Origin of the sequence: Arthrobacter ulcerisalmonis (assembly GCF_900609065.1) — a bacterium.
GTDB lineage: Bacteria > Actinomycetota > Actinomycetes > Actinomycetales > Micrococcaceae > Arthrobacter > Arthrobacter ulcerisalmonis.
In genome coordinates, this window is sequence record NZ_UXAU01000037.1 from 61,140 (window position 1) to 80,092 (window position 18,953).

The window sequence follows — 18,953 nt, forward strand, 5'->3', positions numbered from 1 at the left end:
TCATCCGCGATCCCAGCGCCAAGATCCGCAGCGACGCCAGCGTTAACACCAGCCCCAGCGGTAGGTCCTGGTGCCGAGGTAGAGCTCGCTAAGGCTTCCAGACCAGGTAGCATCCCGGCCTCACCAACCCCAGTCGCAGACCCGAAACCAGGCCCGAAAGCGTCTTCGCCCTTCATGTTTTCAGCATAGAAAGGGGGTACGACAATTCCGGAAGGGCCGCCGCCAGCCAGGAACTAGAGGCAGCTACCCGCCGGCGAAGGGCGGCAGCACGTCAACAGTGTCGTCTGCGCTAAGCAGGAGAGTTCGGTCTCGGACAGCCACCTCGTTCAGCAAGAAACTGGAACGCGAAAGGATCCGGGCGAGCGGCGGCGTTCCGACAGGCGGTTCGTCGCGCGGAACGGCTTCGATCGCGGACACCAGTGAGGCAACAGTGGCGCCAGCGGGCAGGTCAAAAAACTCTTCATCCAGGCCAGCAGCAGCGCGCGCGGCAGCGAAGTAACGTACTTTCACAGCGGTCAGCCCCCGATGGCGCTCATGCTGCGGTCAGGCTGGACGAAATCTGGGGCATCAAGCCCCACATGGTCCATGCCGTGGGCTTTGGGCTTGACCCACATGGCGTCCTGCCAGCGGCAGGCCAGTGCGGCGTCGTCGGCCCCGGATCGGAGCATCCCGAGCAGATCGACTTCTTCGCGTGAAAAGAGGCAACTCATGATTTTGCCCTCGGCGGTGATGCGTGTCCGCCTGCATTCCGAGCAGAACGGCTCCGTCACGGAAGCGATGATTCCCACTGTCCCCAGGACCGGCCCGTCAGTATCGGCAGCGACACCATCCGCAGAGCCAGCCACGCGCCGTCGGACGTCAAAACGCTCGGCAGGCGCCCCGTCGCGTTCCCGCTGATCCGGGGTGAGGATGAACGATTCGCTCAACCGTTCGCGGATCTCGGCTGCGGTGATCATGTCTCGCCGGGTCCAGCCGTGGTCGGCGTCAAGGGGCATCTGTTCAATGAATCGGAGTTCGTAACCGCGGCCCACGGCCCAGTCAAGCAACGAGGCAGCCTCGCCGTCGTTGATTCCGCGCATGAGGACGGCGTTGATCTTGACGGGCCCCAAGCCGGCCGCCCAAGCCGCATCGACCCCCGCCAAAACCTGGTCCAGGAATGGACGGCGCGTCAATTGCGTGAAGGTTTCCTGGTGAAGTGAGTCCAGGGAGACATTGATCCGGGTCAGCCCGGCAGCCTTGAGCGCGGCCGCCCGTTTGGCCAGCCCCACGCCGTTGGTGGTCATGGAGATGGGCAGATCGGGGTGGTTTCGGCGGATCTCAGCGATGATCTCAACGAGGTCGCCGCGCACCAGCGGCTCGCCGCCGGTAAGCCGGAGTTCACGGACCCCCAGGTTTTCCACCCCGATCCGGACGATCCGCACGATCTCTGCGGCGGACATCACTGCCTGTTTCGCCAACCATTCCAAGCCTTCGGCGGGCATGCAGTAGGTGCAGCGAAGGTTGCATTTGTCTGTCAGCGAGAGGCGCATGTCAGTTGCGACGCGACCGTATCGGTCTGCCAAGCCAGCGGGCGCGTCCGAGGGCCGGGTTGCGGGCACGCCGCTGGCCGGCTCATCCGCATTATCCCTGGGCCGCGGGATCCCAAGCTTTACAGTCATCTTGTCAGGCTACGCCACCTTGAGCGGTTGCCCTACCCGGGCTCAAATCTTACCGTTCGCTTTCAATTCGCCAGACGTTGATTCCTTGTCGGGGCCCCGCCATATGCTGGTGGTGTGGACACTTCCAGGCAGCAGATGACGCACGACGACGGCCCGCACCTCGGCGTGCCGCACCGCTCCGAACCGCACGGCGAAGCCCGGCCTCTGACGCAGGGTCGTCGCAGCTGGCTTGCCGCTGCTGCCGGCGTGGTCGCAGTGGGTGGCGCTGTTGTTATTGGCGAACTGCTTGCCGGTTTCGTCAGCCCGTCCCTGTCGCCGTTGACCGCAGTGGGCGGCACCGTCATCGACGCTGTCCCGCCGGGAGTCAAGGACTGGGCCATTTCCCTGTTCGGCACCGGCGATAAGGCCGCTCTCCTGACGGGCATGGCCCTGGTTATTGCCCTCCTGGCTGCCCTGGCAGGCGTAGTGGAAGACCGACGCCGATTCGCTGGTTTCGCTGTAGTGGGAGTTTTTGGCCTGGCGGGCGTAGCCGCGGTTCTGACACGCGCACAGCAAACGGCTGTCGCGGCTGCGCTGCCCGTGCTGGTGGCAGTGCTAGCTGGGCTGCTACTGCGGTTCCTGATCAAACGACTTCAGGCCTGGGCTGGCGGCCCCGCCACGTCAGCACCGGCCACGTTGCAGGACATCCAACGGACCGGGAATCCGGAAACGGCACGACGACGGTTTTTGCAGACCTTAGCCGGCGGTGCTGTGGCTACGGCCGTTGGCGGCGCCCTGGCCGGTGTCTGGCGCGGGGCGGCAGAATCCGTTCGGGCCGCGAGGGCAGCAGTCATCCTGCCCCGACCCATCTCTGCGGCGCCAGCTATCCCCGCCGCCGCCGATCTGGGCGTGGCGGGTGTCACCGCACTGGTCACACCCGCTACGGACTTCTACCGGATCGACACCGCACTGAGCGTGCCCACCGTTAATCCCGAGACCTGGACGCTTAAAGTCACCGGGCTGGTGGATCGCGAGGTGGAATTGAACTTCGCGGACCTGTTGGCGAAGCCCATGATCGAGCGCCACATCACCATCGCCTGCGTGTCCAACAACGTCGGCGGGGACCTGATCGGAAATGCCCGCTGGCAGGGGTGGCCCGTCCGGGAGCTCATGGCCCTCGCCGGACCACTGGCTGGCGCGGACATGGTGCTCTCGCGCAGCGCGGATGGGTGGACGGCTGGTACGCCGCTCGAGGCGCTGACGGACAGTCGGGACGCCATGCTGGTGGTGGGGATGAACGGTGAGCCGCTGCCGGTGGATCACGGCTTCCCGGTCCGCATGGTGGTGCCCGGCCTTTACGGCTATGTGTCGGCAACCAAGTGGCTGACCGAGCTCAAGGTCACCAGGTTCGCTGACGATCAGGGCTACTGGACGCCACGCGGTTGGACGGAACGCGGACCCATCAAGCTCTCGTCCCGGATTGACGTGCCCCGCAGCGGGCGCCAGGTGCCTGCGGGAACAGTGGTGGTGGGCGGCGTCGCGTGGGCCCAGCACACCGGCGTTGGCGCCGTGGAGGTGCGCGTCAACCGCGGTCCTTGGCAGGCAGCGAAACTGGCTGCGGGGATCTCCGTGGATACTTGGTACCAATGGCAGCTGGGCCTGGACCTCAGCCCTGGCCAATATGAGGTGCAGGTCAGGGCCACCGATCTGGCCGGCCTGGTTCAAGACGAAGCATCGCGGCCGCCAGCTCCAGACGGCGCCACCGGATTCCACACCATCCGTGTCGACGTAAAATCCTGATGACCCCAATCGAAGGCGCCGCCATGACCACGTCCCTGCCGCAATCCAGCCACGAGCACGCGAACCGACAGGCCGGGCACCCCCATGCCGCCCGTTCGGTCGCCCAACACGCCGCCGCTGTTCAGAGTCTCCTTGCTCCGCTGCGATCCGTTGACCGCACGGAGGTGTTGCCGCTGGCCCAGGCGCTGGGGCGGGGTCTGGTGCACGCCTTGCGAGCGCCGATCAGTCTGCCGCCGTTCGCCAATTCGCAGATGGACGGCTATGCCATCAGGTCCATGGACGTGCCCGACGGCGGCGCCGAGTTGAGCGTCGCTGCTCCCGTTCCAGCAGGTCAGACACCGCCGGCGCTGGCACCCGGGACCGCGGCACCCATCATGACCGGTGCCGTACTCCCTGAAGGTGCCGACGCCGTTGTTCCCATCGAGCGGGCCGTACCGGACTCCTTCCAGCAGCCGGGAGTGAGCACCACCGTGTGGTTGCCGGCTGCGGCAGCTGGGACCTTTGTGAGGGCCGAGGGGAGCGACCTGTCCGCTGGTGATGTGGCGCTTGCCGCCGGAGCGTTCCTCGGCCCAGCTCAGTTGGGCTTGCTCGCCGGGCTGGGCATCACTGACGTCGAGGTATACCGCGCCGTGTCGGTCCTCCTGGTGACCACCGGCGATGAGGTGGTGGAACCCGGCCAAGATCTGCCCGCGGGAAAAATTTTCGATGCCAACGCCACGTTGTTGGAAGCAGCCATGACCCAGGCGGGGTTGCACGTGCAGCGATCGGCCATCGCCACTGACCATCCCGACGAGTTCCTGGACCTGATCCGGGCCGGCCGTGCCGGCGTCGACCTTCTGGTCACCACCGGCGGCGTCAGCAAGGGCGCCTACGAGGTGGTCCGGCAGGCAATGGCCAGCCAGCCCGTGGAGTTCCTGCACGTGGGCATGCAACCGGGGGGTCCGCAGGGGATTGGGTCCATCGACGGACTGCCCTTCCTCGGCTTCCCCGGCAACCCGGTCAGCGCGCTGGTGTCTTTTGAAATGTTCCTCCGGCCAGCCCTCACGGCACTGCTGGGCGCCCCGCAGTCTCGGCTGCCCCTCCGCGCCACCCTCGGTCACGATCTGACCTCGCCGGCCGGAAAGCACCAGGTCCGGCGCGGATCACTGAAGCCGGGCGGCACAGTCGAGCTGGCTGGCGGTGAAAGCTCGCACCTCATGCACGCGCTGGCCGGCGCCAACGTCCTGGTGCACGTTCCGGTGGGGGTAGCTGCACTGGCCGCGGGCGATGAGGTGGAAGTATGGATGCTGTGAACGCCCAAGAGACCCCCGCCGTACTGACCCACCTGCGCCAGGACGGGAGCGCCCAAATGGTGGACGTGTCTGCCAAGGCAGAGACAACTCGTGAGGCAACTGCAACGGCGACCGTGTGCACCACCACCGACGTGATGGCCCTTCTGGGCTCAGGCGGCCTGCCCAAGGGCGACGCCTTGGCCGTGGCCCGGGTGGCGGGAATCATGGCCGCAAAGAAGACTCCCGAACTGATTCCGCTCTGCCATCCGCTGCCCATTTCGAAGGTCACCGTCGACTTCACCCTCGCAGCGGAAAGCGTCACGGTTGAGGCAACGGTCAAGACCCGCGGTGTCACCGGCGTGGAAATGGAGGCGCTGACGGCAGCCAGTGTTGCGGCCCTCAGCGTGTACGACATGATCAAGGCTGTGGACAAGCACGCGATCCTCACTGACATCAAGGTCCTCGCGAAAAGCGGCGGCAAAAGCGGAGATTGGACCCTATGACCCACCCAGCAGCAGAACCACACACCCACGGCGAGGTCCAGGGACGCAAGGCCGGTGTGGTCATAGCGTCCACCCGTGCGGCGGCCGGTATCTACAGCGACGAGACCGGTCCCGTGATCACTGACTGGTTGACCGAACACGGCTTCGACGTCTTTCCGGCCATGGTGGTACCGGACGGCGAGGCCGTGGGCGCCGCCATCCGGGCGCTGCTGACCCAGCATCCCGCCGTCGTGATTACCAGTGGGGGCACGGGCCTGAGCCCCACCGATCGGACCCCGGAGATGACGCAGCCGCTACTTGACCGGGAGATTCCCGGAATCATGGAAGCGATCCGCAACGCCGGTGCGCAGAAAACTCCCATGGCCGCGCTGAGCCGCGGGCATGCCGGGGCTGCGGGGACCACCTTTATTGTGAACCTGCCGGGTTCCCCCAAGGGCGTCATGGATGGGCTCGGCGTCCTGGACCCCATCCTGAGCCACCTCTGTGACCAGCTGGCTGGCGGCAATGACCACTGAACCGGGCTTCGAGGTGGTCCACGCCGTGCTGAGCGCTGAGCCCATTTCCGTGGCCCAGGCCATTGCCGCTGTGGAGAGTGACACCGCCGGGGCCGTCGTCAGCTTCAGCGGAGTGGTCCGCAACCACGACGGCGGCAAACAGGTTCATCGGCTCAGTTACAGTGCCCATCCCACAGCTCACCATGTGATGGCCGACGTCGTTTCCCGCCTGATCGCAGAACAACCCGAGTCCGATGCGGCCGAGCCGCCGCTCCGGATCTGGGCAGCGCACCGGATTGGCATGCTGGAGATCGGAGACCCCGCCTTGGTCTGCGCCGTCTCTGCAGCCCATCGCGGTCAGGCTTTCGCCCTTTGCACCGAACTGGTGGACCGGATCAAGGACCAGGTGCCTATCTGGAAAGAACAGTTCTTCGCTGATGGGACCGTGGAATGGGTTGGTGCGGGCGGCTGACCTCGCCGTCATCATGCCCGCCGGTTCCGTGCCCCAGCCTGCCCACCGGTAGGGTTGATGCATGACCCCACAACACTCCGATCCCATGCTGGTGGCTGTCCTTGGCGCCAACGGCCGCATGGGTGTAGAAGCCGTCAAAGCCATCACCGCAGCGCCCGATATGGAACTGGTGGCTGCCCTGGGTCGTGGCGATTCACTCGATCAGGTCACGGCATCCGGTGCCCAGTACATCGTGGATCTGACAGTGCCGGAGAGCACGGAGGCCAACGTCCGATTCGCCGTGGAGCACGGAATCCACGCCGTCGTGGGAACCACAGGATGGGACACCGGCCGGTTGGCCAGCCTCGAAGCCTTGCTGGCGGAACATCCCGGGACCGGGGTGCTGATCGCCCCCAACTTTGCCGTCGGTTCAGTCTTGGCTTCTGCGTTTGCCGCGAAGGCCAGCAAGTATTTTGAGTCCGTAGAGATTATCGAGTTGCACCACCCGGACAAGGTGGATGCCCCCTCGGGGACTGCTGTCCGGACCGCGGCACTCATTGCCGCCGAGCGCGCCACCGCGGACGTCCCCGCCAGTCCCGATGCCACCACCAGCGAACTGGCCGGTGCCCGGGGCTGTGACGTTGATGGCGTGAAGGTGCACAGCGTCAGGCTCCGCGGGTTGGTTGCCCACCAAGAGGTGTTGCTCGGTGGAGCAGGGGAGCAATTGACCATTCGTCACGACTCCTTTGACCGCGCATCGTTCATGCCTGGGGTGCTGTTGGGTCTCCGCAATGTTGCTGAAAAGCCGGGGCTGACCCTGGGCTTGGACGGCTACCTGGATCTGGGGTTCTAGGCTGTGACTGGATTCTTCGCCGTTTTCCGAAAAAACCGCACCAAGATCTGGGTGGCAGCCGTGACGCTGCTGCTGGTCTTCTATCTGGTGATCTCGTTCCAGCGCTCCATTCTGCTGCTGACAGACCAGAACCTTGCCGCGAAGGCCATTGGCGCTGCCTACCTGGTGCTGCCCATTATCGGCGCGTGGGCCATGATCCGGGAACTCATGTTTGGGGCTCGGACAGAGCAGATGGCCAAGGTGCTTGAAGCCGAAGGTGGCTTGCCCGTGGACGATTTGCCCCGGACCCCGGGTGGCCGGATTGTCCGGGCTGCCGCCGACGCCGAGTTTGAAAAGTACCGGGTTGAGGCCGAGGCCGCGCCTGAGGACTGGCGCTCTTGGTTCCGGCTCAGTTGCGCGTACGACGCCGCCGGCGACCGTAAGCGTGCCCGTGCCGCCATGCGGGACGCCGGTAAGCTATTCCGCACCAAGGTACCCGACTGAACCTTCGCCAACCCCGCTGACAGTCACGGTGCCGCGGCGGTCGCTGACGCCGCCGCCGCCGTCGTCGACGCGAAGGCCTCTGACGGTCACGGTGCCGGCAATGCCGGCATTGGGGTCCCACGAAATTGGGTCAGGCCCCTGGGCGCCAGTACCTGGTTCTCCGCTGCTGGTGGGCGTGCCGGACTGGCCGACGCCAGTTGCGGCTGCGAGGACGGCGACGGCAGCCGCAGCAGACCAGGCTTGCGGTCGGCAGGCTGCCGGATAAGGCACCGGTGCACCAAAATCAAGAGCGGAATCACCGGAGTGAAGTTCCGGCACCCGGTAGTCAAAAGCTTCGGCGACGGCGAGCAGCCCGTGGGCCAGTACAGCTGCCTCAGCCGGGAAACCCGCTTTGGTCAGTCCGGTGATGGCGATGGCAGTGTCGTGCGTCCAGACCGAACCGCAGTGGTAGGACAGTGACCAATATCCGGCCGCATCGGTGGCCAGCGTCCGGAGCCCAAAACCCGAGTTCAGCCTGGGCGAGACCAGCAACTGAGCAACCCGGGCGCTTTGCGCCGGGGTGAGGATCCCGGTACCCAGGAGATGGCCCATGTTGCTGGCCAGCGTGTCTACCGGCCGCTTGTGGCCGTCCAACGCGATGGCTGGATATCCGCCGTCGGAATCCTCAATCCAGAAGGCGGCCGCGAACCGCGCCTTCAGTGCGGCGGCGTAGCTCAGCCATTCCGCCGCCGGCTGGCCGAAGTGCGAGAGCAACGCTGCCGCTCCACGTGCCGCCTCGTAGGCATAGGCTTGGACTTCGCAGAGCGCGATCGGTCCTTCGGCCAGTGTGCCGTCACGCCACTGGACAGCGTCAGCCGAGTCCTTCCAGCCTTGGTTCGCGAGCCCGTGTCCGGTGGTGTCGATGTACTCCAAGAAGCCGTCGTCGTCGCTGTCGGCGTGTTCGCGTAGCCACCCGAGTGCTCTCTGCAAGTGGGGGAGGAGCGTCTGTATTTGATCATCCGGAAGGCCGTGCTGCCAGGCGTCGTGGAGCAGGCAGATCCACAGCAAGGTCGCATCTACAGTGCCGTAGTAGAGCGGCGGTAGCGCCAGCCCCTCGCCTGGAATGGTCAACGGCTCGGCGCGGAGTTCGTGAATGATCTTGCCAGGCTGTTCAGCCGATTCCGGGTCATGCCGGGTGCCCTGGAGTCCGGCCAAAACCCTCAGCGTAGACCCTGCGAGCTCGGTGCCCAGAGGGAGGAGCATCCGTGCCGACCACAATGAGTCCCGTCCGAAGAGGGTGAAATACCACGGTGCACCAGCGGCCAGGAATGGCTCTACGGGGTGCGTGGTGGTCACCATACGCAGCGCTGTCAGGTCTGCCAGTGCGGTGTGCACCCATCGCTGTAGGCGGGAATCATCACTATCCACCACCACGGCAGCCCATTCGGGCGTACCTGCGGCCGCTGCCACGACCGATCCGCGGTTGGCGACCTCAATGGACCACTCGACGGTGATCGATCCGCGCGCAGGAATGTTCAGCGACCACCTCAGGCGTGCGGTATTGTCGACGAGCGCAATCTCAGCGCCGGCTGCGGTGACCTGCGCCGTCGTCGTTGCCGCCGCCACTTCCGTAGCCAGCGGAGCGGCTGCCGTGGACCACGTGAGGGTGCCGCCCAACTGCTGGGCCGTGAGGGTGATCTCCTGGCTCCGGCCAGTTCGGACAATGTGCATGGCGGTAAAGTCCGCTGCCAACTCGACCACAAGTTCGGTGGACACGTCCTCGGCGAGCGCCGATTCGAGGGTGATGGCCTCCTGCATTCCGGCGTCCGTCAGGGTGCGCCGCCGGACCATGCGGAGGTGCGGGTCGGCGGCAGCGTCATCGAGGTGCCTGACGAGCGCAACGAACGTTCCGGTGGCTGCACCGCTCCGAAAGCTGCTGATGGGTTCGCCGATGGAGCCGCCCACACTGACCGACGACCTGTCCAGGATGCGGGTATCGCCGCAGTAAAGGCCGTGGATCGGGTGCGTTCCCATGGTGCCGTCGGGGCTCGACCACGCTTGCAGGGGAGCCAAGATCAACGCAAACTCGCCGCTCAGCATGGGTTGGCGGGCTTGGACTACTGGGGACTCCTGGGTTGGTGCGGAGCCGGATTCGTCAACGATAGGCATGATCGGCTCCAGGGTGGTTGGCTGGCAGAGGAAACTGGGTGGGCTTGCGTTCCGACGGTTTAGCGGCGCGCGATGGGGGCTGGCTGCCGTCCTTTGCCAAGTGCTGTGGCGGCGTGCCCCGCCCACTCCAGCGGTCCCCGCCATTTCAGCAACGCGAAGACCACGCCAACGGCTATCGCAGCCACGGCCTGGGCAAGGTAGAGCCCTTCTTCGGTCCAGCCCGCGGGAATCGGCTTGAGGTACCGGGTGGACATGAACCAGACATGCGCTGAGTAGAGCGTCAGGGTCATGGCACCTGCACCCCTTAGCGGCAGCAGCAGGTCCAGGTTCAACCAGTCAGCCAACCGTCCCAGCAGCAGGCACGCACCGATCACTGCAGCGGCCGCCGCGGAGCTATGCAACAGGTCCAGTGACGTGGCGGAGTGCGGGGCGGCCGACGCCAGCCACCACCACGACCCTTTCTGTGGGATCCCCGTGAGGTTGACCTGCAGGATGCTGTTCAGGGGGTAGCCGGGCGCATTCAGGACCGCCTCAAGGGCTGCCCTGCCGCCCCAGTCCTCCATGGCCAGGACGCCCACCGTCTTGGCAAGGACAGCAATGACGGTACCGCCGAACAGGAGCAGGACAGGCACCACTGCCTTGTGCAGGACCAGACGGCCAATCACCAGCCCCACGAGCAGGTAGGAAAGCCACTGGAAAACCGGGTAGTAACCGGTGAAGAGGAGATCGGCTATCAGCCGGTCCGGGGTTCCCACGTCTTCCCACGAGGGATTGTGGCCCAGTTGCAGCGGCGAGTTGGCGGCGAGCAGCCAGGGTCGCAGTAGGTATGCCAGCACCGGCGAACCTATGATCCAACCGGCGGTCCAGAGGCATAGTGGCTTGAGGCTGAGGCCCAGGAACGGCAGGATGCAGAAAAACAGCAGGGCGTAGTGGACCAGGATGATGGCGAGGTTCACCTCCACCCCGCCCAGGGTCAGTCCGACGGCGGCAATCACCAGGGCCCGTAACGCGATCCCTCGCCGGGCTGCCCAGAGCGATGCTCCCGTGAGCGGCTGATGCTTGCCGGTGGAAAGCGCCAGGCCCACACCCGCAAGCACCGCGAACAGCGCTGCCGCGCGGCCCGAGAACGCCAACCCAATCCAGGTCGGCGTCAACGCCGCATTGTTCTCAAAGAGTGGCAGCGAGTGGGTGGCCATCATTCCCAGCAATGCCAGGCCGCGGGCTGCGTCGACGCCATGCAAGCGGTGGGTTCCGGAGCGGTTGGGTTGCCTCGTGGACGCTCGTGTCGGGCGGCTGGGACTCATGAGCCGATCGTCTCACACCAGGCTAAGGGGATCCGGGGCATCGGAAGGGGACGCAAGCGGCACAATCCCACCAAGATCTTGAATTCGAATATATGTTCGAATATGCTGGGCGGCATGAACACTCCACCGCCGCGGGCGCCCGTTCCGCAAACGGGCAGTACAGGGCTAATGAAGGCCATGAGTCCTGGCACCGTCGACTACCTCTTCCGTCAGTTGGTGGCCGGTCGCTCATCCGAGGATGACCAGTGGGCCAGGGAAGGCATCAGCCTCGCCGCTCAGCCTGAAGGTGCCGAACTTGCCCGCAGGCTGGCCGAAACGGATGTAGATGCCCTGACTCCGCTGGAACTTTTCAACTACGTCCGGGCAGCCCAGCGGTTGGCCGCTTGGGCCGAGGACCTCCGGCAGTCCGCCGTGGGGCGCTATTGCCAAGTGCCCGACCCCACAACAACATGAAGCCGCCCGTGCCGTATTTGACCATCATCACGTCCGTGGCATTGTCCTAACCAGCGCGGGACAGGGTAACGTTTTTTCCATGGCTGATTCTTCCTCGCACGTCCCTGCCCTCGGCACCCTCCTGACCGCCATGGTCACGCCGTTCACCAAGGACGGCGCAGTGGACTACGACCAGGCCCAGGCGCTCGCGAGCAAGCTGGTGGATGACGGCTGTGACGGGCTGGTGGTGACGGGCACCACCGGTGAAACGTCCACCCTGACCGACGAGGAAAACCTCGGCATGTTCCGCGCCGTTAAGGACGCCGTGGGGGACCGGGCAGCCATCATCGCCGGGACCGGAACCAACGACACCGCGCACTCGGTGCACCTTTCGCAGGAAGCCGCAGCCATCGGCGTCGACGGCCTTCTGCTGGTGACCCCGTACTACAACAAGCCCAGCCAGGCAGGCGTCCGCGCACACTTCGAGACCATCGCCTCCGCCGTCGACGTTCCCGTCATGTTGTACGACATTCCCGGCCGGTCCTCGATCGCCATTGAGCCCGACACGATGATTCGCCTCGCCCAGCACGCCAATATTGTGGCAGTCAAGGATGCCAAGGCAGACTTCCTGGCGGCCTCGCGGGTCATGGCCGAGACGGACCTTGCGTTCTACTCGGGCGACGACGGCCTGACCCTGCCGTGGATGTCCCTGGGCGCAGTAGGCCTCGTGGGCGTCACCACGCACGTTGCCACCCGTCGTTTCCGTGCGCTCATCGATGCGGTCAACGCCAACGACCTCGACACCGCCCGGAAAATCCATGCAGAGCTCCTGCCGATCATCCGGGCCACCATGACACGCGTCCAGGGCGCTGTTGCAGCAAAGCAGATTCTTAATTGGCAGGGAGTCCTGCCCAACTCGATTGTCCGTTTGCCCCTCGTGGAGCCGGACGAAGCCGAGATCGAAACCATCCGCGGGGATTTGGCGGAAGCGGGGTTGGTTTTCTCCTGAAAGCGTTGACCAGCTCCTTTCGCCTAGAAAGAAGTGCACAATGACCCAAGTCGCCCTTACCGGCCTCGTAACTCCACCGCGCCTGGCCAAAGGCACCCTGCGGATCGTCCCGCTGGGTGGCCTCGGGGAAATCGGTCGGAACATGACCGTCTTCGAAATCGACGGCAAACTCCTGATCGTCGATTGCGGTGTCCTCTTCCCCGAAGAGACCCAGCCTGGCGTGGACCTGATCCTGCCTGACTTCTCCTACATCGAGGACCGGGTCGCAGACATCGTTGCAGTGGTCCTGACCCACGGCCACGAGGACCACATCGGCGCTGTGCCGTACCTGCTGCGTCTCCGCAACGACATTCCGTTGGTGGGCTCCCAGCTGACCTTGGCCCTGATCGAGGCCAAGCTGCAGGAACACCGGATTCGTCCCTACACCCTGACGGTTGAAGAGGGACAGATCGAGAAATTTGGTCCCTTCGAATGCGAGTTCGTCGCCGTCAACCACTCGATTCCGGATGCCTTGGCCGTCTTCCTGCGCACCGAGGGCGGCACCGTGCTGCACACGGGCGACTTCAAGATGGACCAGCTCCCGCTCGATGGCCGCATCACCGACCTTCGGCACTTCGCCAAGCTCGGCGAAGAAGGCGTGGACCTGTTCATGTCGGACTCCACCAACGCCGACGTGCCGGGCTTCACCACCGCGGAAAAGGAAATCGGCCCCACGCTGCAACGCCTGTTCGGCGAGGCCAGCAAGCGCATCATCGTGGCCTCCTTCTCCTCGCACGTGCACCGCGTCCAGCAGGTGCTAGACGCGGCCGCCAAACACAATCGCAAGGTAGCGTTTGTGGGCCGTTCCATGGTCCGCAACATGGCTATCGCCGAAAAGCTTGGCTACCTCGACGTGCCGGCCGGCCTGATCGTGGACATCAAGAACATCGACAACCTGCCGGACAACCGGGTGGTGCTGATGTCCACCGGTTCCCAGGGTGAGCCCATGGCCGCCCTCTCCCGGATGGCAAATGGCGACCACCGCGTGGTTGTTGGCCAGGGCGACACCGTCATTTTGGCCTCCAGCCTCATTCCTGGCAACGAGAACGCCGTGTTCCGGATCATCAACGGCCTCCTCAAGCTCGGCGCAGAAGTCATCCACAAGGGCAACGCGAAGGTGCACGTATCCGGCCACGCCGCTGCCGGCGAGCTGCTGTACTGCTACAACATCCTCGAGCCGCTCAACGCCATGCCAGTGCACGGCGAAACCCGGCACCTGCTTGCCAACGGCAAGATCGCCATCGAATCCGGTGTCCCCGAGGCAAGCGTGATCCTCTCCGACAATGGAACGGTGATCGACCTCAAGGAGCACCGAGCCGACGTCGTAGGCCAGATCGAAGTGGGCTTCGTCTACGTCGACGGCTCCAGCGTGGGCGAGGTCACCGAAGCTGACCTCAAGGACCGCCAGACCCTGGGCGATGAAGGATTCATCTCCATCATCACGGTGATCAACCGCACCACCGGCAAGGTGGTTTCCGGTCCGGAGATCCACGCCCGCGGCGTGGCAGAAGATGATTCGGTCTTCGACGAAATCATCCCCAAGATCAACGATGCGCTGGAAGAAGCGGTGCTCAACCGCACCGACCACACCACCCACCAGCTCCAGCAGGTGGTCCGCAGGATCATGGGCACCTGGGTCAATCGCAAGCTCCGCCGCAAGCCGATGATCATCCCGGTGGTTCTCGAAGCATAGGAGCACCTCGACTCTCGCCAGTGGGGCCCGGTTCACCAGAACCGGGCCCCACTGCTTTCTCCGGGCCGTAAATCCCCGGAATATGGGCCCAGTTCCGGTAGCGTGAGCAGCATGGCCACACGTACTACTTCCGCGCCCAACGGGACCGGCAAGGGCAGCTCCGGCAGCAGATCCGGCGGCTCCCCAAGCCGAGGAACTGGCACCGGCAGCACCAAATCCAGCCGGACCACCTCGAACGGAACCTCGCGGACCCGGGCGCTTCCCGCCGTCGTCGAAACGCAGCAACCCTGGCTGCTTCGCGTTCTTTCCGGCGCTTGGCTGGGGTTGGGGCACCTGGTGGGTGGCGGCGTCCGCCGCATCGGGTCCGACGTCAGCGATCTCCCCGCCGAGGAACGCCGTGACGGTGCTGCGCTGTTCAACCTGGCGCTCGGTGTCTTCATTGCCACCTTCGCCTGGTGGGGCCTCACCGGCTGGTTCCCGGATGCCGTCTACGCCGTGGTCAACGGCACCTTCGGTTGGATGTCGCTGCTCTTGCCGCTCATGCTCTTCGTGTGCGCCTTCCGGCTTTTCCGCCAGCCAACTGACGGCCGCGGCAACAACCGGGTAGGCATTGGCTTCCTCGTCCTCACGTTCGCCGGCTGCGGACTCGCCCACATCATGGGCGGCCAACCCGCTGTAGCCCAGGGCTTTGATGGCCTGCGCCAGGCGGGCGGCATGCTGGGCTTCCTGGCAGCGACGCCACTGGCGGCGATTCACGCAGCCGTTCCCGTCGTCGTCTATTCCCTGCTCGCGTTCGTCTCGCTTCTCATCATCACTGCCACCCCCTTCGGTGCCATTCCGCGGCGCCTCCGCGGCGCGTACGAACACCTCCTGGGCATCGACCTGATGGCTGAGGAACAGGCGGCAGACCAGCACGACCGCAGCTACCTGGAGCGCACGCCCCCTGCGGCCAAAAAGAAGCGCCGCAGGCTCTTCGGCAAGGACACGGACGCCGACGCCGGCCTGGAGGGCTACGTGGGCGACGAAGCCTTCGAGCACGCGGTCATCGACGACGACGAGGAAAAGTCATCGGGTCCGGCGCCCGGCGTCCGCCGTCCCACCCAGGCCGAAATCGCCGTTGGGAAAATCAAGGCCGCGCAGGGCCTGGGCAGTGCCCCCGCCATGCCGGGGGAGAACCCCACCGAGGCAATTCCGTTGATCACCCCTGGTCTTGTCACCGCAGGCAGCCCCGCGACGGCCGCAGTGATCCCGCAGGTACCCGCCAGGCCCGTCACGCCAGTGCCCATCCCGGCGCCCATTCCGCAGCGTACCGAGCAGCTCTCGCTGGCCGGTGACGTCACCTATACCCTGCCTGCCTCGGACATCCTGACGCCCGGGTCGATTCCCAAGGAGCGCACGGAGGCCAACGACGCCATTGTCGCCTCGCTGACCGAAACGCTGAACCAGTTCAACGTGGACGCCCAGGTCACCGGGTTCAGCCGCGGCCCCACCGTCACCCGGTACGAAATTGAGCTTTCGCCGGGAACCAAAGTGGAGCGTGTCACGGCGTTGTCCAAGAACATTTCGTACGCGGTTGCCTCCAGCGACGTCCGGATCCTCAGCCCCATTCCCGGCAAGTCAGCCATCGGCATCGAGATTCCCAACTCGGACCGCGAAACGGTGTCCCTGGGAGATGTGCTGCGCAGCCAGAACGCGCGCCGCACCGAACACCCCATGGTGATGGGTGTGGGCAAGGACGTGGAAGGCGGCTACGTGGTGGCCAACCTGGCGAAGATGCCGCACCTTCTGGTGGCGGGTGCCACCGGCGCCGGCAAGTCCTCGTTCGTGAACTCCATGATCACCTCGATCCTGATGCGCGCCACTCCGGATGAAGTCCGGATGGTCATGGTGGACCCCAAGCGGGTGGAGCTCACCGCCTACGAAGGCGTGCCGCACCTGATCACCCCCATCATCACCAACCCCAAGAAAGCTGCCGAAGCCCTGCAGTGGGTGGTCCGGGAAATGGATGCCCGGTACGACGACCTGGCCAACTACGGCTTTAAGCACATTGACGATTTCAATAAGGCGGTCAGGGCCGGCAAGGTCCAGCCGCCAGTCGACTCCAAGCGCGTCATTAGGCCCTACCCGTACCTATTGGTGATTGTGGACGAGCTTGCCGACCTGATGATGGTGGCGCCCCGCGATGTTGAGGACTCCATTGTCCGCATCACCCAGCTCGCCCGTGCCGCGGGCATCCACCTGGTCTTGGCCACTCAGCGGCCTTCGGTGGATGTGGTCACCGGCCTGATCAAGGCCAACGTCCCCTCCCGGATGGCCTTCGCCACCTCGTCCGTGACCGACTCCCGCGTGGTCCTGGACCAGCCGGGTGCCGAGAAGCTCATTGGCCAGGGCGACGCCCTCTTCCTCCCCATGGGCGCCTCGAAAGCCATGCGCGTCCAAGGCGCCTGGGTCACCGAATCCGAGATCCACCGCGTGGTGGAACACGTCAAGGGACAGCTCAAGGCCGTCTACCGGGACGACGTCGCCCCCGAGGCGCAGAAGAAGCAGATCGACGACGACATCGGCGATGACCTTGAGGTGCTGCTGCAGGCCACCGAACTGGTGGTCACCACGCAGTTCGGCTCAACCTCCATGCTCCAACGCAAGCTCCGCGTGGGCTTCGCGAAGGCCGGCCGGCTCATGGACCTGCTCGAGTCCAGGGGAGTGGTGGGCCCCTCCGAGGGCTCCAAGGCCCGCGACGTCCTGGTCAAACCCGACGATCTTGCAGCTGTCCTGGCTGCCATGAAGGGCCAGGAGGCCCCCGCCGTGGCAGATTCGCAGACGGCAGCCCTGAGCGAGAACGCCAACGCGAACATCGCCCAGGGCGGGTACGCCGAGGACCTGGTCGCCGCGGACCTGGACCAGCGCCAGCAAAACGTCGAGTATTACGACGGTTCTGACTCGCCAGGGGGTGGCTATGGCGATGACGATGAAGGCTCCGAAGATGCCTGGTCACTCACCGGCCGTTAGTCCAATGAAGGTAGCCTAGACACGTGACCAGCACCGATCCATCCACCACCGGCTCCAGCCCCGCCCAGGTTTGGAATCTTCCCAATATCCTGACCATGATTCGCATTCTCCTGGTGCCGTTCTTCGTCTGGTTCCTGCTGGCGGACGCCCCGGGCCTTGCCAGCGAATCCGGCCCGTGGCGCTGGGCCGCCGTGGTGGTTTTCGCCGTCGCGATTTACACAGACAAGCTCGACGGCGACATCGCCAGGAGCCGCAACCTGGTGACCGATTTCGGCAAGATCGCCGATCCCATTGCCGATAAGCTCCTCATCGGCTCCGCGCTGGTGATGCTTTCGGTCCTCGGCGAGCTGCCATGGTGGGTGACGCTGGTGATCCTGGTCCGTGAGTGGGGTATCACCGCGCTCCGCTTCTTCGTGATCCGTTATGGCGTCATTCCCGCCTCTCGTGGCGGCAAGCTCAAGACCGTGGTCCAGACGCTCGCGATCTTCCTCTACCTCCTGCCCTTGGCTGCGATCGCGGGCTGGCTGGTGTGGGTAGCGTTCGCCGTCATGATGGTGGCCGTCGCCATTACGGTCTGGACCGGCGTCGAATACGTTATCGAGGCGCTCCGGCTGCGGTCCAGGGGCAGGCAGGCCGCGGCCGACGGCGGACCGGCAGCCCCGTGAGTAACCTCCACCATCTCGCCGGCGAGGCAGTCCGGGTGGCCTTGGGCAAGGGCCGCACCGTTGCTACTGCCGAATCCTTGACCGCTGGGATGGTTTCCGCTGTGTTGGCAGATACCCCCGGTGCGTCCGGCATGCTGCAAGGTGGCGTGGTGGCCTACCAGAACTCGGTCAAAGTAGGGGTGCTTGCGGTGCCGGCCGAGCTGCTCGCCACTGCCGGCTCCGTGGATGCTGAGGTAGCTGCGGCCATGGCCTCCGGGGCCCGGGTGGCTCTTGGCGCTGACATCGGCGTTGCCACCACCGGTGTGGCTGGGCCGCAGCCGCACGACGGCAAGGCAGTGGGGACTGTTTATATTGGCATCGCCAACGCTGCTGGCGCCACAGGTTACCTGCATACGTTCACGGGCGGGCGGGCGGAGATCCGCGGCCAGGCCTGTGCGGCTGCCCTGGAACGGTTGTTGACGGAACTTTCTGCCTAAAGCTTTTGCTCGCCAGTCTGGTCGGGTACCCTCGAGCGGGGTCATGTTACCGGGCGTAAAGTTACCGGGAACAAATGCCGGGGGTGAGTAGTTATTACATTGTGTCGTCTCCGTGGAGCGGAGGCGCCTAGGATGAAAACACCACCGACGGTCCGCACTATGGCAGACCCGACTTAAGAGGGAGTAAGGCGATACAGATGGTAAAGCAGCCCGTATCCGTGAACGGCGTTGTCCGCTGGAAGGATGTGGGCCTCGCCGAGCAGGCAAAGAGCGAACAGAAGGAGCGCAAAATGGTTGTTCTTCGCCATGAAATCGGCGATGTCCTGCGCGATGTCCGCCAGCGTCAGGGTCGTACCCTCCGCGAAGTGTCGCACAGCGCCCGGGTGTCCTTGGGATACCTCAGCGAGGTAGAGCGTGGTCAGAAGGAAGCCTCCTCGGAGCTCCTCTCCTCGATCTGCTCGGCCCTGGATGTTCCGCTCTCCAGCATGCTCCGCGAGGTCAGCGACCGGGTTGCAGTCGCCGAAGGCGTCACTGTCCCCGATACGGTTCCGCAGGAATTCTCGCAGCGCTACGGCCGCGACCTGGAACGTGACCTCACCAAAGAACTGAATGACGAGCTCGCTACCGGACTTCTTTCCGGGGCACGCTAAGCCGCGCTTCAGGCGTGCAGCCCGGCCACGAGCCCC

General features: G+C 65.1%; 18 protein-coding genes. 14 read left to right on the top strand and 4 right to left on the bottom strand.

Annotation, left to right across the window (positions count from 1 at the left end; translation table 11 throughout):
- Positions 1–243: 243 nt before the first annotated feature.
- Together PSET11_RS12570 and moaA are read right to left on the bottom strand one after the other, a co-directional pair.
- Positions 244–510 (bottom strand): MoaD/ThiS family protein, encoded by a 267-nt coding sequence (locus tag PSET11_RS12570; protein ID WP_124092665.1) that lies wholly within the window; start codon positions 508–510, stop codon positions 244–246.
- A gap of 5 nt (positions 511–515) precedes the next feature.
- Positions 516–1,658: a GTP 3',8-cyclase MoaA gene (moaA, locus tag PSET11_RS12575; RefSeq protein ID WP_124092666.1), complete on the bottom strand. Its 1,143-nt coding sequence runs from the start codon at positions 1,656–1,658 to the stop codon at positions 516–518.
- A gap of 114 nt (positions 1,659–1,772) precedes the next feature.
- Between moaA and PSET11_RS12580 the strand changes: the two genes are divergently transcribed.
- The 7 genes from PSET11_RS12580 to PSET11_RS12610 all read left to right on the top strand — a co-directional run bounded on the left by PSET11_RS12580 (position 1,773) and on the right by PSET11_RS12610 (position 7,492).
- Positions 1,773–3,437: a molybdopterin-dependent oxidoreductase gene (locus PSET11_RS12580; protein WP_377946954.1), complete on the top strand. Its 1,665-nt coding sequence runs from the start codon at positions 1,773–1,775 to the stop codon at positions 3,435–3,437.
- On the top strand, positions 3,437–4,729 hold the full coding sequence (locus tag PSET11_RS12585) for a molybdopterin molybdotransferase MoeA (RefSeq protein WP_238989143.1): 1,293 nt from the start codon (positions 3,437–3,439) through the stop codon (positions 4,727–4,729). The genes PSET11_RS12580 and PSET11_RS12585 overlap by 1 nt, the downstream gene beginning before the upstream one ends.
- A complete protein-coding gene (gene moaC, locus PSET11_RS12590) occupies positions 4,717–5,211 on the top strand; it encodes a cyclic pyranopterin monophosphate synthase MoaC (RefSeq protein ID WP_124092667.1) in 495 nt (164 codons plus the stop codon). Before PSET11_RS12585 ends, moaC begins: the two co-directional genes overlap by 13 nt.
- Positions 5,208–5,726, top strand: coding sequence for a MogA/MoaB family molybdenum cofactor biosynthesis protein (locus tag PSET11_RS12595; RefSeq protein WP_124092668.1), 519 nt, complete (start codon positions 5,208–5,210; stop codon positions 5,724–5,726). The genes moaC and PSET11_RS12595 overlap by 4 nt, the downstream gene beginning before the upstream one ends.
- Entirely contained in the window at positions 5,716–6,177 is a 462-nt protein-coding gene (locus PSET11_RS12600) for a molybdenum cofactor biosynthesis protein MoaE (protein WP_124092669.1), read from the top strand. The genes PSET11_RS12595 and PSET11_RS12600 overlap by 11 nt, the downstream gene beginning before the upstream one ends.
- 61 nt (positions 6,178–6,238) lie before the next feature.
- The gene (gene dapB, locus PSET11_RS12605) at positions 6,239–7,009 is read left to right on the top strand and encodes a 4-hydroxy-tetrahydrodipicolinate reductase (protein WP_124092670.1); all 771 of its coding nucleotides are present in this window, start codon (positions 6,239–6,241) and stop codon (positions 7,007–7,009) included.
- A gap of 3 nt (positions 7,010–7,012) precedes the next feature.
- Positions 7,013–7,492, top strand: coding sequence for a hypothetical protein (locus PSET11_RS12610; protein WP_124092671.1), 480 nt, complete (start codon positions 7,013–7,015; stop codon positions 7,490–7,492).
- On the opposite strand, the gene PSET11_RS12615 is transcribed toward PSET11_RS12610, so the two are convergent.
- Together PSET11_RS12615 and PSET11_RS12620 are read right to left on the bottom strand one after the other, a co-directional pair.
- Positions 7,466–9,640, bottom strand: coding sequence for a glycogen debranching N-terminal domain-containing protein (locus PSET11_RS12615; protein WP_124092672.1), 2,175 nt, complete (start codon positions 9,638–9,640; stop codon positions 7,466–7,468). The genes PSET11_RS12610 and PSET11_RS12615 overlap by 27 nt on opposite strands.
- Positions 9,641–9,699: 59 nt before the next feature.
- Entirely contained in the window at positions 9,700–10,944 is a 1,245-nt protein-coding gene (locus tag PSET11_RS12620; protein WP_124092673.1) for a heparan-alpha-glucosaminide N-acetyltransferase domain-containing protein, read from the bottom strand.
- Positions 10,945–11,058: 114 nt separating this feature from the next.
- Here PSET11_RS12620 and PSET11_RS12625 point away from each other — a divergent pair, with 114 nt between their 5' ends.
- The 7 genes from PSET11_RS12625 to PSET11_RS12655 all read left to right on the top strand — a co-directional run bounded on the left by PSET11_RS12625 (position 11,059) and on the right by PSET11_RS12655 (position 18,917).
- Positions 11,059–11,397 (top strand): hypothetical protein, encoded by a 339-nt coding sequence (locus tag PSET11_RS12625; RefSeq protein ID WP_238989144.1) that lies wholly within the window; start codon positions 11,059–11,061, stop codon positions 11,395–11,397.
- 79 nt (positions 11,398–11,476) lie between these two features.
- Positions 11,477–12,385: a 4-hydroxy-tetrahydrodipicolinate synthase gene (gene dapA / locus PSET11_RS12630; protein ID WP_124092674.1), complete on the top strand. Its 909-nt coding sequence runs from the start codon at positions 11,477–11,479 to the stop codon at positions 12,383–12,385.
- A gap of 40 nt (positions 12,386–12,425) precedes the next feature.
- Positions 12,426–14,117, top strand: a complete 1,692-nt coding sequence (locus tag PSET11_RS12635; protein ID WP_124092675.1) for a ribonuclease J — start codon at positions 12,426–12,428, stop codon at positions 14,115–14,117.
- A gap of 111 nt (positions 14,118–14,228) precedes the next feature.
- Entirely contained in the window at positions 14,229–17,126 is a 2,898-nt protein-coding gene (locus PSET11_RS12640; RefSeq protein WP_124092676.1) for an FtsK/SpoIIIE family DNA translocase, read from the top strand.
- A 23-nt stretch (positions 17,127–17,149) separates the two neighbouring features.
- Complete coding sequence (gene pgsA / locus PSET11_RS12645) at positions 17,150–17,791, top strand: CDP-diacylglycerol--glycerol-3-phosphate 3-phosphatidyltransferase (RefSeq protein ID WP_124092677.1); 642 nt, start codon at positions 17,150–17,152, stop codon at positions 17,789–17,791.
- Positions 17,788–18,267, top strand: a complete 480-nt coding sequence (locus tag PSET11_RS12650; protein ID WP_124092678.1) for a CinA family protein — start codon at positions 17,788–17,790, stop codon at positions 18,265–18,267. The genes pgsA and PSET11_RS12650 overlap by 4 nt, the downstream gene beginning before the upstream one ends.
- Before the next feature lie 197 nt (positions 18,268–18,464).
- Complete coding sequence (locus PSET11_RS12655; protein ID WP_124092679.1) at positions 18,465–18,917, top strand: helix-turn-helix domain-containing protein; 453 nt, start codon at positions 18,465–18,467, stop codon at positions 18,915–18,917.
- The last annotated feature ends 36 nt before the right edge of the window (positions 18,918–18,953 follow it).